Genomic DNA, 17,018 nt, shown 5'->3' with positions numbered 1-17,018 from the left:
GAAGGGCGGTAGCGTGTCAGGGACCAGATAAAGAGAGAAAATTATGGAAAATCCAGCCGTTCTGTTACGTCGTCTCAATCCTTACTGCGCGCGTGCGCTCGAAGGGGCAGCCTCGCTGTGCCAGACCCGCGCCCATGCAGAGATCCTGCCGGAGCACTGGCTGCTGAAACTGCTGGAGCAGGGCGAAGGCGATGTAATGGTGCTGGCACGCCGTTATGAGTGGGATATGGATACGCTCTGGCAGGCGCTACTGGGCTGGCTGGATAACCTGCCGCGCTCCGTGCGCGAACGTCCTCAGCTGTCGGACAACATTCAGGCGCTGATGCAGGAGGCGTGGCTGCGCGCGTCGCTGGCTGACGAAGAGCAGATCCGCAGCGTTCATTTAATGATGGCGCTGGTGGATAAGCCGAAATTGATACGCTGCGATGCGCTGTGGCCGCTGCTAACGCTGGCGCAGAGCCAGCTTGAACGCCTGCGCCCGCTGCTGGATGTACAGTCAGATGAGCGCCCGGATGTTCAGCAGGAGGCAGAACTGGCGCAGAGCTACAGCGCGGATACCGGGCTGGCGACGACGCCAGGCGAAGCGGCCGTTAACGGAGGAGCGCTGTCACCGGCACTGCAAAACGCGCTGGATAAGTTCACGCTGGATATCACCGCTAAAGCAAAAGAAGGCAACATCGATCCGGTATTTGGGCGCGATAATGAAATTCGTCAAATGGTCGATATTCTTTCCCGCCGCCGCAAGAATAATCCCATCCTGGTTGGAGAGCCGGGCGTCGGCAAAACGGCGCTGGTTGAAGGGCTGGCGCTGCGTATCGCAGAAGGTAACGTACCGGAAAGTCTGAAATCCGTGGCGCTGCGTACGCTGGATCTCGGCCTGCTTCAGGCGGGCGCGGGAGTAAAAGGGGAATTTGAGCAACGGCTGAAAAACGTGATTGGTGCCGTACAGCAATCGCCCACGCCGGTGCTGCTGTTTATCGATGAGGCGCATACGATTATCGGTGCCGGAAATCAGGCGGGTGGTGCGGATGCGGCGAACCTGTTAAAGCCTGCGCTGGCGCGCGGTGAACTGCGTACCATCGCCGCCACGACCTGGAGCGAATATAAGCAATATTTTGAGCGTGATGCGGCGCTGGAGCGGCGCTTCCAGATGGTTAAGGTGGATGAACCGGATGATGATACCGCCTGCCTGATGCTGCGCGGGCTGAAGTCTCGCTACGCCACCCATCACGGCGTGCACATTACCGACGCGGCGGTGCGTGCGGCGGTCACGCTTTCCCGCCGCTACCTTACCGGGCGTCAGTTACCGGATAAGGCTGTCGATCTGCTGGATACCGCCGCCGCACGTATCCGTATGGGCCTCGACACTATCCCTGAAATCCTTACCCGACTTAAAGCGCAGATTGGCGCGCTGGAGCTGGAAGAGCAGGCGCTGCTGGAAGATATCGCCGTTGGCGGCCGCCACGATGACGGGCGTCTGACCGTGATCGAAACGCTGCGTCACGAGCTGGCACATCAGTTAAGCCAGGGGGAGGAGCACTTTGCCCGGCAGAAAGCGCTGGCGCAGCAGCTGATGATTTGCCGTCAGGATATCAGCCGTCAGGCGGAAATCCATGTGTTACAGGAGGAACTGGCAGAGATTCAGCAGGATAATGCGCTGATCCAGATCGATGTCGACAGCCGCACCGTGGCGAACGTGGTGGCCGACTGGACCGGCGTGCCGCTCTCCTCGCTGATGAAAGACGAGCAGACCGAACTGCTGACGCTGGAATATGAGATCGGCAAACGTGTCGTCGGGCAGGATGTGGCGCTTGAGGCGATCGCCCGTCGCCTGCGCGCCGCCAAAACCGGTCTGACGTCGGAAAACGGACCGCAGGGCGTTTTTCTGCTGGTGGGGCCAAGCGGCGTGGGAAAGACTGAAACCGCCCTGGCGCTGGCAGACTGTCTGTACGGTGGGGAAAAATCGCTGATTACCATCAATCTTTCCGAATACCAGGAGCCGCACACGGTTTCCCAGCTCAAAGGTTCGCCGCCGGGCTATGTGGGTTATGGTCAGGGCGGCATTCTTACTGAAGCGGTACGCAAGCACCCTTATAGCGTGGTACTGCTGGATGAGGTAGAAAAGGCGCACCGTGACGTAATGAACCTGTTCTATCAGGTATTTGACCGCGGCTTTATGCGTGATGGCGAAGGGCGCGAAATCGACTTCCGCAATACCGTGATTCTGATGACGTCCAATCTGGGCAGCGATCATCTGATGCAGCTGCTGGATGAGCAGCCGGAGGCGAGCGAAGGCGATCTGCACGAACTGCTGCGTCCGCTTTTACGCGATCGCTTCCAGCCTGCGCTGCTGGCGCGCTTCCAGACGGTTATCTATCGCCCGCTGACGGCAGCGGCGATGCGCACTATCGTGCAGATGAAACTTGAGCAGGTTAGCAAGCGCCTGCAACGTCATTACGGCCTGACCACCTGTATCGCAGAAAATCTGTATGACGCGCTGACCGCCGCCTGCCTGCTGCCGGATACCGGCGCGCGCAACGTTGACAGCCTGCTCAATCAGCAGATTTTGCCGGTGCTGAGCCAACAGTTGCTGATGCACATGGCGGCGAAGCAGAAACCGCAGGCGCTCACGCTGGGCTGGAGCGAAGAAGAAGGGATTGAGCTGGCGTTTGATATTGCGGTGGCGCAGTAAGCATCGCGGCGTAATAAAACGCCCTGTTTACCTTCTGCCTTTTCTTCAGGTAGCAATAACAAATATAAACCAGCGGTGCTCTGTCTGCTCTGTGCCGCAAGTGAGAGCACCGGTGCTGACTGAACACGCAGCGGAATAGACTTTATGACCACACTGAATACCCTTTTAAACCTCTGCGGGGAAGAGCCGCAGACGCTGATGCTGCATATGCAGGATGCGCTTGACCTGTGGGAAAGCTGGCTGGTGCCCATTTCTGAGCCACGACCGACGGGCGAGGATATCGGCTACGATGACGATTTCCAGCTTATTCGTGAAGAAGTCAATAAGCTCTCCGGCATCAACAGCGAACTGATCTGTACGCTGGCGGAAAAGCTGCTGGTGCAGAGCAGTAAAGATATCCGTGTCGCCGCGTTTTACGTCTGGGCGCGCCTGCAACAGGATGGCGAAGCGGGTTTCATTCAGGGGCTTAGCCTGCTTGCCGCGTTGTTGAAACGTTATCAAAACGATCTCTACCCAAAACGTGAAAAGCAGCGTAAAGCGGCGCTTGACTGGCTGGCGGGCAGCAGAGTGCTCGATACCTTATCGCTGCATCCTGAAGTCAGTAAAGAGGAATTTACGCAGGAAGTTGGCGCGCTGGCGCTGATTGCACAGGTAACGGAAAGCTGGGATAGCGCGGCGCAGCCTGAACTGGGCGCGCTCTACCGTGCGCTGGAAAACCGTATGGCGCAGTCTGGCGGTATGAATACGCTGGTGCCGCAAAACAGCAGCAGCGACGAACAGTTAAAAGCCAGCGGCACGGTATTTAACGCCCAGGCCACAACTATCGCTTCCGGGCGTGAGCTGATGGAGCAGGCCAGACAGTTGGCGAACTATCTGCGTGACCAGCCGGAGGGATGGCTCTCTGCCCATCGCCTGATGAAAAGCGTGCGCTGGGATACGCTGCATCAGCTGCCTGCACTGGATGCGCAGGGGCGAACGCGTCTGGCCCCGCCAAAGGCGGAATATCGCGCCCAGCTTAAACGGCTTTATTTACAGCAAAGCTGGCTGGAACTGATGGAGCAGGGCGATCGCATGTTTGCCGAAGGGGTAAATCATCTCTGGTTCGATCTGCAATGGTATCTGCATCAGGCATTAAGCCGCTTCGGGGGTGCGTATGAAGCCTGGGCTGAAATTGTGCGCCGTGATTTGCAGGGATTGCTGAGCCGACTGCCCGGTGTAGAAAGCCTGGCCTGGAATGACGGCAGCCCTTTTGCTGATGAAGCGACGCTTAACTGGATAAACCAGCAGGTGCTGGACAACCTCAACAGCTGGGGCAGCGAGGCCGAAACCGTACAGTCGCCTGCCCAGGATGATATTTTGCTGCTGGAGCCAGAAGCGCTGGCAATAGCGGATAAAGAAGGTATTGAAGCGGCGCTCGGCTGGCTTCAGCATCGCCCGGAGGCCGAACGGGCACGCAATCGCTGGCTGCTGCGCCTGCTGATGGCGAGAATCGCCGAACAGTATGGAAAAAACGAGCTGGCGGCGCATATCCTGAACGAGCTGGACGGAGCCGCAACCAGGATTACGCTGGCACAGTGGGAGCCGGGGCTGGCGTTTGAGGTTAAAGCCCGCGCCCTGCGGTTGCTGCGGCTGAAGGCCAGCCGCAGTGAAAGCGATAAGCAGCGGCTACAGCCGCAGATGGATGCCTTACTGAACGGATTAATTCAGCTCGATCCGGTAAGGGCGGCGGTGCTGTGTGGATAACGCCAGCGTCCAGGCGCATCCCCTTAAACTGAATCAGCCAACGCTTTTATTGCTACCGGCTAAGGAGTAACCATGTCTTATATTCATCATTCGCCTTCGCTTTACGAAATGCTGAGCGGTAACTTTACCGGCGGTCTCGAGCTGCATCAGGTTAACGAGGAAAACCAGCTGATCATGTCGGTGCTGGATAATATGCAGCGTATTCTCAACGCCCGTGCCGGTACGCTGGCGCATCTGCCCGATTATGGCCTGCCGGATATGACAAAAATTTTGCAGGGCATGCCCGGCACCGCTCATCAGCTAATGACCACGCTTTCAGACGTGCTGCTGAAATATGAGCCAAGGCTGAAAAAAATTGAGGTGGTCATGCTGGAACAGACGCAGCCGGGTGAGCTGCGTTACGCCATCGATGCTGAGCTGAAAGGAATAGGGCTGGTACGCTACGGCACTGAATTTATGCCTGAAGGCAGGGTACTGTTGCGCCATCTGAAACAGCAGCAGTTTATCACCAGCGGCTCTTCTTATTAATTCTCCTCTCTATCTTCCCGGAATAATCGCGTGAAAAATGCTAACGATATTAAAACCGGCGGCGATCCGCGTACGCTGCCAGATTATGCTGCCTTGCGCAATGAACTTAGCAAGCTATCCCATCCCGCCAGGCCGGACGTTGACTGGCGGCACGTTGAAACGCTCAGCCTGGCGCTGTTCGGGCAGAACGGCGTAGATTTGCAAACCGCAGCCTGGTACAGCCTTGCGCGCACGCATATTGATGGCCTGTCTGGATTAAATGAAGGGCTCGCGCTGACGGAAACGCTGGCGACACGCCACTGGGCGGTGATGTGGCCCACCAATACGCACGGGCGAATTGAAATTCTTTCCGGCCTCAGCCTGCAGTTACAAAAGGCTTTCCGTACGCTGGCGCTCAATGACGCTGACGATTTGCCGCTGCTTTACCAGATAGAAAAGCGGCTGAGCGATCTGGGGGAAACGCTGGCGCGGCATAAGGTCAGACAGGCGGCCGGATCGGATATCCTGTTACAGCAGATTAAGCAGGCGATTGTCCGGCTGGAAAACCTGGTTTATGCCGAGCAGGCACCGCCCGCAGTGGTTCTGCCCGTAGAGGCCCTGACGCTGGCGGAGCCAGAGCCAAAGCCCATCGTGGATAATGTTATTCCGCTGCGTCCCAGTGCCGGTAACGAGACGGCTAAGCCGGAAAGCAGAGGCGGCTTCAGATACTTTATAGCGGGCGTCGGTGTCACGTTGCTGGCTGGCGCGGCGCTGCTGTGGGGCTGGAAAGGGCTGCATCAGCCCGTTGCCGAGGAGGAGCTATTGGCGGCAACAATGACGCCGCTGCCGCTGTTTTTATCCGGGAGGCAGCTACAACAGCTGCAACAGTCAGAGAGCATTATGCAGCGAAGCGAAGAGTGGGCGGAGCAGACCTACGCTCAGTTGGAGCGCATGATGACGCTGTCGCCCGACTGGCGTCAGCGCTACGGTGAGCAACTGGTATTACAGGCGCAAACGATGTGGCCGGATAATCCGCAAACGCATGAGGTTGTTAGCCGCTGGCAGCAGAGTATTACCGCGAATGCGCTCCCCACCGAAGCGCTGAGCAGCTGGCACGATGGCATGCGTCAGCTACAGCAGTTGGCGGATCGCCTGAACGCACTGGATGAAAAGCACGGTAAATATATGACGGTCAGCGAACTGAAAACGGCGGTGTATGCGGCGCAGAAAGCGTTTAACCGGGCACAACCGGCAGAAGAACGGTTACGAAAATATGCTGCCGCGCAGGAGCGGGGGGCGGTCGCCGGATCGGAACAGCGGCAGGCCGCTACCGCGCTGGAACAGCTGCAAAATCGCTATTTTTTGATAAGTCAGCAAAGTACAGCAATCCACGTAAATTAGCGGGCAAACAGGGCATTGTTTAACGCCAAAGAAAGTTATTACCGTTATTCGCATGCCCGTTATTATTTAACGGCATAATTATTAAAGATATCAAGAGTCATTGTTTCAGGCCGCAATCTACGTGTCAGCAGCCTGTCGATAAATTTCATTGGCTGGCAAGGTAGTTATTATCCTGGTTTTGACGAGTATGCGTTCCCTGTTTCAATAGATTGATCTTTCATAATAATGCGAAGAATAGCTTTATTTATATCAATTAAAATTATGAACTTTAATATTTCCCCTGCTTGTTGTACTTGTCGGATATGGGGTAGGGGTAAATTTTTCTTAAAACAATCAGTTATATTTCACGTAACAAGGAGAGGTGCTAATTACTGCTGGAAAAATCTTAGTATTTATACGATGTAAGATGGTGAGAACGGTAATTGATTATTTCTCTCACGGTAACTTATTATGGTTTTTTAGTGAAAAGTGATGCAGGGAAAATTTCACTCAGCGACAAAAGGATTTATTAATGGATGAAGCACTCCAGCGGAAGATAGCGCTGGTGACTGTTAACCCGAAACCTGAACGGCATACCGGCCTGGCCCCACAAGGTATGGAATTACTCCTGACCCTGCCGCTCGCCAGTAATTTTAATAAACGCAGCAAAATGCTGCTCTCTCCGAAACGTCAAAATATTAATCAGAAGAGCGTGAACAGCGTTCTTGCAGCGATGCCCCCAGAAAAAATATCTCACAACCCGACGCTGAGGGTTGGGCTGCGCAGCGAGCTGTCTGCGTGGGGAGCCGATCGGGCATCGCGGCGACAGGCTTAACGGATTAACAAGGGAAGATGCTGATGTTAATACAACATGGAAACACGACGGGCGGCGCGAGTCGGATGTCGGAACGCCCGCAGTCAGCGAGCATAGATGCCTCGCTGTTTAGACACACCAACCTGCAACGGCATAAGGCAGGTAAATAATGAAAACGGAACAACCTTTATGGGGCCGCGGCATTATGATCGCCCCCCAGCATTTTCAGCAGCAGGCCGCCTGGACGGCCTGGACCACAGAATGTATTGCTCAAATGGGGCTCAACCATCCGTGGGGCGTGTTTGAGGCTGCCTTTGAGCCGGATATGCTGAAACTGGGACGTTTGCAGGCACGCCGCCTGCACCTGCGTTTCCAGGACGGTACGCTGATTGATACCAGCAACGCCGATCCTTTGCCGCCCGTGCTGGCGCTGGACGGTGAGCAGCAGCAGGTGATTGTGGTACTGGCGCTGCCGCTGCTGCGTGCCAACGGCGGCAACTGTTTGAAACCGGAAGAGACGGCGGAGCGTCCGGTACGCTATCGCCAGCGCTGGCACGATATCCGTAATCAGTTTGGCGATGACGATCGGCAGATTGCCGTTATGCAGCCGGAGCTGACGCTGCGCTTTGCACATCAGAACAACAGCGATTACCTCACCTGCCCGCTGGCGCGCCTGCAACAGGATTCACAGGGTAGCTGGACGCTGGATGAAACCTTTCTGCCGCCGCTACTTACCCTGAGCGGCAGTCGCTGGCTGATGACCCAGCTGGAACTGTTGATGACGCAGCTACGTGCGCGTCTGAATCGCCTGATGGCAATGCGCCGCGAAAGCAATGAGCGGATGGCAGATTTCGCGGTAGCGGACGTTTCGCTGTTCTGGTTACTGAACGCGCTCAACAGCGCCGAGCCGGTACTCGGTCAGTTTCAGCACTTTCCACAAAGCGCGGCGGAGCGGCTCTACCCAGAACTGGCACGTCTGGCAGGCAGCCTGCTCACTTTCTCGCTGGAACATCAGGTCAGCGCGATTCCGGTTTATCAGCATGAACAGCTCAACCACGTCTTCCCGCCGTTATTTGAACTGTTAAGCGATCTGCTGGAAGCCAGCCTGCCGTCACGTGTGATAGCGATTGAGCTGACGCACGATAAGCGGATGCGTCAGTGGCTGGCCCGTCTACAGGATCCGCGTCTGCGCGAAGGCGCGGATTATTACCTCTCGGTGCGTTCGCCGCTGTCGGTGGCGCAGCTGCAGGAGCAGTTCCCGCGCCAGTGTAAAGTCGGCAGCCCCGACTATGTCACCAGCCTGGTTAATGCTTCCCGTCAGGGGATCCCGCTCAGGCCGCTGCGGCATGTCCCGGCAGCGATTCCGCTGCGCCTGGAAAACCAGTATTTCTCTCTCGATCTTTCCCATCCCGCCGCGCAGGAAATGCTGGAGAGCGGCAGCTGCATGTTCTACACGCCGGGTACGCTGGGAGAGCCTGAACTTGAACTTTTTGCGGTACTGAGAACATGAGTGACAGCAAACGCGGAATCGCCGCGTCTATTGATATCGATGCGCTGCTCCAGGATACGTGGTTACAGGTGATCAGCCTGCACCACGGACCGGAGTTTAAGGATGGTGAAGGACGCATCCTGTGGGAACGCTGCGTTAATGATGTGGAGCACGTGCAGAAGGCGCTGCGGGAAGCGGGGCTTGATGAAGCGAGTTGCCAGCACATTCTCATTGCCCAGTGTGCGCTGCTGGATGAGGCGGTAAAAGGCCGCGGCGTACAGGATGATGCCTGCGTGCAGTGGTATAACCTGCCGCTGCAGGGCCATTTCCTCGGTACTATCGAAGCCGGAGATACGCTGTGCGATCGTATGCGTGATGTACTGCGTGAGCCCGCGCCAGAAACGGCGGTAATTACCTGTTTTCATCGCGTTATGCTGCTGGGTTTTCTCGGCGGCTATCGATCGCTGCACGCGCCCGATCGTGAAAAGCTGGTAAAAGCGCTCAGCGAACAGGTTCCCCCGTTTAGCTATCCTCAGGATCAGCCTGTCCTGGCGCAGGCAACGGCTGGACGCGGCATGGGCAGCTGTTTTGCCTCCTGGCCGATGCGTATTGGCGTCAGCGTGCTGGTGCTGGCGGCGCTGTGGTGGGGGCTGGATCTCTGGCTCGATCGAATGCTGATAACGCAGCTGCCTGAGGTGGTAAAATGAGTGCCCTACAGCGGCATATGCTGGCGCTGTGGGCCGCGTTTTTGTCAGCCGTTGTCTGTCTGGTTTTTCTGCCGCTATCGCGTTTAAACGCCCTGTTGCTGATGCTGACCATCTGGGCGTTAATCGCGGTAATCAGCTATATTGCCAGCCGCCGTCAGGCCTGTGAATCCACCCTTAACCTGGATAATTTGCCGGATGTCACCTACCGCCAGCCGATAGTGCTGGTTTGTGGCGACGTTCCGCAAAGCTGGCCGAATGAGACGCCGGTGCTGACGGTAACCCAGGGCTGCTGGATCAGGGTAGAAAACTATCTGCAGATTGAACCGGTTGTGCGCCAGCTGCTGTGGCAGCGGCCCGGCTGGGGACGTCAGCTGGCGGTAATGGTGATGGTTTGTCCACAGCAGCACAGCGATACGGAATCCCTGACCAGCCGTCTGCTGGCGCTGCGCTGGCAAATCAGCCAGCTGCGTAAGGCGAGCGGGCATAGCATTCCGCTGGTGCTGAACGGTCTGGCGGGCAGCGCCATTATGAATGATATGCTTTGGCAATCGGTGGTTGCAGGCGAGACGCCTGTTCTCTGGCGTGCCGGGGCTGCACCCTGCTCGGTCACCTCCTGGATCGCCAACGGCGGGGCCAGCGCCATGCGGCAGCAGGTGCTGATAAACTATCTGATGTGTTGGTTTCAGCAGCACGTTTCCAGTGTATTTGTTGATGAGAACCCCGACATCCCACCGGTGTCTCCCGCCGCCGTTGTCTGGGGGATGGGACCAGCGCTGCCCGCAACCTTAGCCGCGTCGCTCTGGACCGCCTGGCTACAGCGACATACCGCGCTACAGAACGTAGCGGGCTGGCAGCCGATCGATACGGCAGCCGCCTCGTCATCGCTACTGCCTGATTTCATTTTTCCTCTGCTTCCCACGGGACAAGGACTGACGCCGCGTCAGCGGGCATGGCGCAGCGCGCTGTCTGTTTTCACGCTCGCCGCCGCCGCCGCCCTGTGCAGCAGCGGCTGTAACAATCGTCAGCTGTTGCAGCGTCTTAGTTTCGATATCCGGCACTATAACCATATTTCGATGGACGATTATGAGCCTAAAGCCAGAGCCGTGACGCTATTACGTACGGATGCGGCGCAGCTGGATGACTGGGCGCGCAACGGCGAACCGTTACGAATGAGCCTGGGGCTTTATCAGGGGGGACGCCTGCGCCTGCCGCTACTGGAGGCCATCCGCTCTTATCTTCCGCCGCCGCCTCCACCTGAGCCTGCGCCCGTGCCAGAACCGCCGCCGTCCATTGTACGCCTCGATAGCATGTCGCTGTTTGATTCCGGTAAGGCGGCGCTGAAGCCCGGCTCAACGCGGCTGCTGGTGAATTCACTGCTGGGCATTAAGGCGAAACCAGGCTGGCTGATCGTGGTTGCGGGCCATACCGACAACACCGGTAGTACCCAGAAAAACCAGGCGCTCTCCCTGAAGCGCGCTGAAGCGGTGCGTGACTGGATGCGTGACAGCGGCGATGTAGCAGAAAGCTGCTTTGCGGTGCAGGGCTACGGCGAAAGCCGTCCGGTTGCCGACAATGATACGCCGGAAGGGCGAGCGCTGAACCGGCGAGTAGAAATCAGCCTGGTGCCACAGGAGGATGCCTGTCAGGCGCCAGACGCTGAGTAACGATCCCACAATTTGCAACCAGACCTGATGCGCTTGGGTAACAGCGACGGGCGGTAGCGTAGCTAAACAGCGGGCATGTTCCAGAAAAATAAACTGAAAACACGGCATGCCTGAACGCGGGAAAGCACCAACGGAAGGAGACAACGCATGAGCACTAATCCTACCTCCATAAGGTTCAGCCACAGCCATCATCTGCTGGCGGTGCGGGACTGCCACACCATACTGGACGTGCTGGCTTTTGAGGGGGAAGAACGGCTAAGCCAGCCGTTTCGTTACCGCATCGAGTTTACCAGCCCCGATCACGCGATCAGTCGCGATACAATGCTGATGAAACCGGCCTCCCTGACGTTACAGGCACCGGTAGCGCAGGGATTCGGCCTGAAAATCCAGCAGCCGGTACGTGTCATGCAGGGCGTGGTTACCGGATTTGAGCGCCTCAGCACCTCACGGGATGAAACCCGCTACGCGCTGACGTTACAGCCACGTCTGGCGCTGCTCGATCGATCCCATCAGAACGCGATTTATCAGGATATGTCGGTACCGCAGATTGTGGAAAAAATCCTGCGCGAGCGTCACGGCCTGCGCGGCCAGGATTTTCTCTTTTCGCTGAGTCAGACATACCCGCGTCGTGAGCAGGTGATGCAGTACGGCGAAGACGATTTGCACTTTATTACTCGCCTGCTGGGCGAGGTGGGCATCTGGTTTCGTTTCACCACCGATACGCGCCTCAACATCGACGTTGTAGAGTTCAGCGACAGTCGGCAGGGCCACGAAGCGGCGATAACTCTGCCTTCGGTGCCGCCTTCCGGGCAGCACGACGAGGGAGTGGAATCGGTATGGGGCATGGAGAGCCGCCACCGCGTGGTAGAGAAACAGGTCAGCACCCGCGACTATAACTATCGCCAGGCGACGGCGGAGATGAATGCGCAGGCTGATGTCTCCCGCAGCGATGTCACCACCTATGGCGAAGCCTATCACTACGCCGACAATTACCTGACGGCAGGCAATGCCGCTGAGCGCTATCCGCAGCCGGAAACGGGTGCATTCTATGCTCGTTTGCGCCATGAGCGTTACCTGAACGACCAAACGCGGCTTAAAGGAATAACCAGCTGTGCAACGCTGACGCCGGGCCAGCTATTACAGGTCAGCGGCGGAAAAGAGGTCACGGAGGTTTTCACGAAGGGCGTGGTGATTACGCATATGCACAGCCATGCGCGACGCGACAGAAGTTTCGAAATCCATTTTGACGCCATCCCGGACAGCACCGATTACAGCTTCCGCCCCGCGCCGGGCGAGCGCCCGGTAATGGCGGGTACGCTACCGGCACGCGTTACCAGCACCACTGAAAACGATACCTACGGGCATATCGATAAAGACGGACGTTATCGCGTCAATATGCTGTTCGATCGCGACATCTGGGAAACCGGCTTCGAAAGCCTGTGGGTGCGCCAGGCGCGCCCCTATGCTGGCGACACTTACGGCCTGCATTTGCCGCTGCTGGCGGGCACCGAGGTAGCGATAGGCTTTGAGGATGGCAACCCGGATCGTCCCTATATTGCCGGCGTGCTGCATGATTCGGCCCACCCGGATCACGTCACTATCCGTAACTACAAGCGCAACGTACTGCGCACGCCGAGTAATAACAAAATTCGTCTGGACGACAGCCGCGGCCAGGAGCATATCAAAATCTCCACGGAGTATGGTGGCAAAAGCCAGCTGAACCTCGGCCACCTGGTGGACAGCGAGCGGCAGCAGCGGGGCGAGGGGGCCGAAATCCGCACTGATGACTGGATCGCCGTTCGCGGCGGTAAAGGTTTACTGCTGACAACGCAGGCCCAGCCGAAAGCGATGGCGCAGCAGTTGAGTATGGATGAAATTAAGCGTCAGCTCGCTGATGCATTAGCGCTGGCGCAGTCGCTGTCTGATGTCCTGATAACGGCAAAAATTGATGGATTGGATGAGAACAGTCAACAACAGTTTTTGCAGCAAAGCGTAGACCAGCTTCAAGAGCCGGTTATCGTTGCCGGAGCGCCCGGAGGTATAGCACTGTCCACGCCTCAGCATATTCAGCTGAGCGCAAACCATAACCAAATATTTACTGCTGGTGGTAATACAGAGGTCAGTGCGCTCAAGCGCATGGTTCTGGCGGCTAAAAAAGGCTTTGTTGCATTTGTGCATGAATTAGGCATGAAACTGGTAGCAGCTAAAGGAATGGTTGAAATTCAGGCACAGAGTGATGGTATGGATATCATTGCTGCCAAAGCGCTTTCTGTTACCAGTACCGATGATGAAATTATCATTTCAGCTAAGAAGAAAATTACGCTGCAATGCGGTGGCTCTTTTCTGACAATTGACCCGACAAAAATAGAGAACGGCACCGGTGGTGAGTTTAACGTGAAGAGCGCTGACTTTAATTACGCTGGTCCTGCAATGCAGCAGGCTCCGTTCCCTAAATTTACCGCCTGTGAAAATGCAGCATCTGAAGCGCTTATTCAGGGCAGTGCTACCGTACCGTTGAAGTGAGGACGCAAAGATGCAACCACACTACCTGGAAAATCCGCTGCCATTAGGCCAGCATGATTTTGCCATTATTGACAGAATGCAGCATCCGGATATTGATAAATCGTGGCCGGTGCTGGAAATGGTTTCACCCATGCTGCAACCTCAGGCTCCGCTCTATCCGTGGTTGCTGCCGCTAAAAGAGATGAAGGCGGATGGTTGGCAAACGTTGATGCAGCAGCTGGGTCAGGCGACGTCTTCAGACGTACCTCCGCTATGTAAGTTAGTGTTTCGAAGCGACAGCTCTGCGCAAGAGATTCGCAGTTCGCTGATTAAAGCCATGCTTTTTACTGATGAAAGGCATCAAAACTATATCATTCGTTACTATGATCCGCGCGTGTTAATTCACTTTTTCTGGATGTTTACATGGAAAGAGTTAATGGCTTTCCTTCCTGTTAATCAAATCACACACTGGACTCTGTGGATTGAAGGACAATGGCATAGCTTAGAGTATCGTTCCTCGCAAAGCGGTTCTGCTGACGCAGAAAGCGGCAATACTCCGCCATTTTCCCGGTTGCAAAATATTGGTTTGATAAACTGCGTACTAAATGAAATGGAAATTGGTAGTAATATTCAGGAGCGCCAGCGATGCAGTCAGGAGATTGAAAATTTATTAAATCAGGGAAGAGGTTTGGGGCTTGAGCACGACGATGATTTAATTATTTTCACCTGTAGTGCCTTAACTCGTTCACCTGATTTTTGGCGCGCTCCTGTAATCCAGAATTTGCTAAAATATGCAAACAATAAGCCGGGAATATTTTTCCGAACAGTAAGAAACCTGAGTGATATTCAATGGCAGGAGATCGTTATTCAGTCAGGGCGTTGAAAGGAATGTGACGATGGAAAAAAGTAATCAGGGGTGTGGTTTTTGCAGTCGCTATGGTTTACCCGTTTTACCAATACGTCCCGGCATTGCAGATAAGAACGATAAAGTTCCTCACTTACCGGAAGAAGTTTATCCGTCTATTGTTCCTGGTGGAAAAACATCCTATACGGGGCGTTTACTGAGGGAGGGCTATCTCCATGTCTATGATGAGATGATCGACCGCTGGCAGGATTATTATGTAACGAAACAGGGCTATTATTATCCTTTACCTGGCTCTGGTTATATACCACCAGGCTTGTTAAGCGGTGAAATGAAGCCCTGCATAACTAAACCAGATGAGCTGGCTCGCGCTTCTCTGGTGACTTTGCCGATAATGCCCCCTCCCATGAAGAACGGTGTATTCTGGTTTGGCTGGTCGGAAAATAAATGGACACCAGCGATCAGGAAAAAATATGAAGATCCCAGTGTTCGTCAGAGAACGATGCAAAAGTTTGATATGGACGCCTGGCTTAACAACGGGCAGGGAGAAAATCTGCTAGCGCTTTCCCGGTTGAGCGAAGTTGTTGCTGAACATCACTCTTTATCCGTTTATGCTGAAATGAAAGATTATTCGGCATCCTCTTTTCAGCCGCTTCCTGCTGCTGGCGCTAATTTATTGCAGGCTGCAGAGCAGTTAATGCCCGGCAGTGGTGCCATGATAGTTCTTCAGGATCCGGTTGCCGTCTTACAGGAAATTTCATCACTGTTGTCTTATCAGATAGTGCGTGATCTTTACGCCAATGAAAAACACCTGTGGAAATATGTGCTTGCCAGCACGATAACGGGCATGAAGGAGGCAATGATTCGTCAGTGTGCTCGCGATGTCATTTCAGAAACTGAATTTAGGGCGATGAGGGATAAGCTTGGAGTTAATACGCGCGGAGCAATGCCTCTTTTGCCATCAGCGGAACTTGCAGAGCAAAGTAATGCTTATCTGGATAGTAACCTGCAAAGGATAGTGCATGAAAAGTGGCAAACTTACGCGGCGCACTACGATGAAAAACAGCTTGAGCAGTCTGTTAAAGAATTTAACGGGGAAATAAAAAATTACGATGGCTCGGTTATCATACCCGCGTCTGAAATGTATCTGGCATGGTTCAAAAGTGAACTGACTACGAGTTACTTTAAATATAACTTTGATGAAACAAATATCGAGAGCGGATTCGACTATATTCAAACGGTTAATTACTGCATTACTGGTATGCAGGACAAAGCGTTGACGTTTCGCTATTTCACCGAGCAGCTGAAAAAGAGAACGGATGATAATGATAATATTCTAATGCGTGCGCTGGTGTTTAATCAGGATAAATTTTCAGAGCGCTTTGAGGCCTACTTTCAGGATAAGAGCAGTCTATGGGATAAGCCATGGAGCTCTTTTGCTGATGCGTTCAAGGATACGCTGGGCCAAATGCATGAGGCAGGAGCAGGCTACCTTGGTGCATTTTTGGGTAATCTGACCGGTAGCGTTTCTTATCTTTTGCAAACGGCAGCCAAAAGCCGTTTAAGCTATCGGCTGTTTGGTATAATGGCGGCCAGCGTTCGGCGCGCCTTTATACCTATACCCCGAGTGGCGACAGAAGCTGAATTTGTTGAAGATATTGTCAGGGTGATGGGCCGAAACGCTGGCATTGCAGGTGATAAAACGGAAGATGTCTTACGTATGTATGTTCGCTGGGAAGTGCGTCGTCTGAAAATTGATGGCCTGCCTCTTAGCGGGAACGGCGAACGGAATTATGTTGGCGCTATTGATTTGGAAACTTTTGATAAACTGGCTGCATTGCCTGAAAACCAACGTAATTATCGCCTGCAAGAATCTTTGCGTACCGAAGCTGAGGTTGACAGGCTGCTGTTCGCTCGCTGGCAAAATCATGTTAATGCCAGCTTTAGCTCGATAAGGCAGAGTGTGCCGCTGGCGCTTGGTGTTGTTTCCATGGCTTTACAAACGGCGGCGCTATGGGTAAGTATGGATTTTAGCCATAAACCTCTTACCGCAAGCCAGCAGGAGGCCAGAAATCGCTTCTGGGCAGGCACGTTATCCTTAACGGGAACAACGGCTGGAACAATAGAAACGGCGATTATACGCTTTAATAAACTAGGCGCTGCTTTTTCTGCTTCTGCTGCAGAAAAAATTGCCGGATGGTTTGCTGCAACAGGAAGATATTTTGGCGCTGCAGGGGGATTAATGTCGGCATATTATGATGCTGTTCATTTTAAAGAAGAGTGGAATAATAAGCGTAGAGGCTTAGCCTTTGCGTATGGTGCATCAGCAATTTCAGGGTTGTATTTATCAGTAGCGCCATTTATCAGCTGGAAGTTTGTTGGGGATATCATTGCTATTTTGGGAATACGTGTAGGATCCGCTACATTGGGTTCGGTGGCAGTCAGTATGGAAATCGTTGGCCTTACTCTTGGATGGATTATGGCAGGAGTGCTATTAATATCAGCTTTTTATATTTCTTATAAACAAACTAATGAGTTGCAAAAATGGCTGGAAAAAACCATGTGGGGAATTACTCCATCAGGATTAGCTCCTGAAAAACACCCAACGATGCAGGTTGAAATGCAAAGCCTAAAAGATATTATGCACATGGAGTAAAT

Annotated in this window: 11 protein-coding genes; all 11 read left to right on the top strand. The window is 54.5% G+C overall.

The window, feature by feature from the left end; all coding sequences use genetic code 11:
* Nucleotides 1–43: 43 nt before the first annotated feature.
* Nucleotides 44–2,692 carry a type VI secretion system ATPase TssH gene (tssH, locus tag C7M51_RS11085; RefSeq protein ID WP_160621848.1) on the top strand — a complete coding sequence of 883 codons (2,649 nt, stop codon included), beginning with the start codon at nt 44–46 and terminating at the stop codon, nt 2,690–2,692.
* A gap of 144 nt (nt 2,693–2,836) precedes the next feature.
* A complete protein-coding gene (gene tssA, locus C7M51_RS11080) occupies nt 2,837–4,435 on the top strand; it encodes a type VI secretion system protein TssA (RefSeq protein ID WP_160621847.1) in 1,599 nt (532 codons plus the stop codon).
* Between the two features lie 72 nt (nt 4,436–4,507).
* Nucleotides 4,508–4,963, top strand: a complete 456-nt coding sequence (tssE, locus tag C7M51_RS11075) for a type VI secretion system baseplate subunit TssE (protein WP_160621846.1) — start codon at nt 4,508–4,510, stop codon at nt 4,961–4,963.
* 30 nt (nt 4,964–4,993) lie between these two features.
* Nucleotides 4,994–6,343 carry a VasL domain-containing protein gene (locus tag C7M51_RS11070; RefSeq protein WP_160621845.1) on the top strand — a complete coding sequence of 450 codons (1,350 nt, stop codon included), beginning with the start codon at nt 4,994–4,996 and terminating at the stop codon, nt 6,341–6,343.
* 511 nt (nt 6,344–6,854) lie between these two features.
* Nucleotides 6,855–7,157: a hypothetical protein gene (locus C7M51_RS11065; protein WP_160621844.1), complete on the top strand. Its 303-nt coding sequence runs from the start codon at nt 6,855–6,857 to the stop codon at nt 7,155–7,157.
* 145 nt (nt 7,158–7,302) lie between these two features.
* The gene (gene tssK, locus C7M51_RS11060; protein WP_167522387.1) at nt 7,303–8,646 is read left to right on the top strand and encodes a type VI secretion system baseplate subunit TssK; all 1,344 of its coding nucleotides are present in this window, start codon (nt 7,303–7,305) and stop codon (nt 8,644–8,646) included.
* Nucleotides 8,643–9,332 (top strand): type VI secretion system protein TssL, short form, encoded by a 690-nt coding sequence (gene tssL, locus C7M51_RS11055; RefSeq protein ID WP_160621842.1) that lies wholly within the window; start codon nt 8,643–8,645, stop codon nt 9,330–9,332. Before tssK ends, tssL begins: the two co-directional genes overlap by 4 nt.
* Nucleotides 9,329–10,996 carry an OmpA family protein gene (locus C7M51_RS11050; protein ID WP_160621841.1) on the top strand — a complete coding sequence of 556 codons (1,668 nt, stop codon included), beginning with the start codon at nt 9,329–9,331 and terminating at the stop codon, nt 10,994–10,996. Before tssL ends, C7M51_RS11050 begins: the two co-directional genes overlap by 4 nt.
* 147 nt (nt 10,997–11,143) lie before the next feature.
* The gene (locus tag C7M51_RS11045; protein WP_160621840.1) at nt 11,144–13,519 is read left to right on the top strand and encodes a type VI secretion system Vgr family protein; all 2,376 of its coding nucleotides are present in this window, start codon (nt 11,144–11,146) and stop codon (nt 13,517–13,519) included.
* Between the two features lie 10 nt (nt 13,520–13,529).
* Nucleotides 13,530–14,381 (top strand): DUF4123 domain-containing protein, encoded by an 852-nt coding sequence (locus tag C7M51_RS11040; RefSeq protein WP_160621839.1) that lies wholly within the window; start codon nt 13,530–13,532, stop codon nt 14,379–14,381.
* Nucleotides 14,382–14,394: 13 nt separating this feature from the next.
* Nucleotides 14,395–17,016, top strand: coding sequence for a T6SS effector BTH_I2691 family protein (locus C7M51_RS11035; RefSeq protein WP_160621838.1), 2,622 nt, complete (start codon nt 14,395–14,397; stop codon nt 17,014–17,016).
* Nucleotides 17,017–17,018: the final 2 nt, after the last annotated feature.

This window comes from Mixta intestinalis (genome assembly GCF_009914055.1).
Lineage (GTDB): Bacteria > Pseudomonadota > Gammaproteobacteria > Enterobacterales > Enterobacteriaceae > Mixta > Mixta intestinalis.
This window is presented reverse-complemented; position numbering and strand designations above follow the sequence as displayed.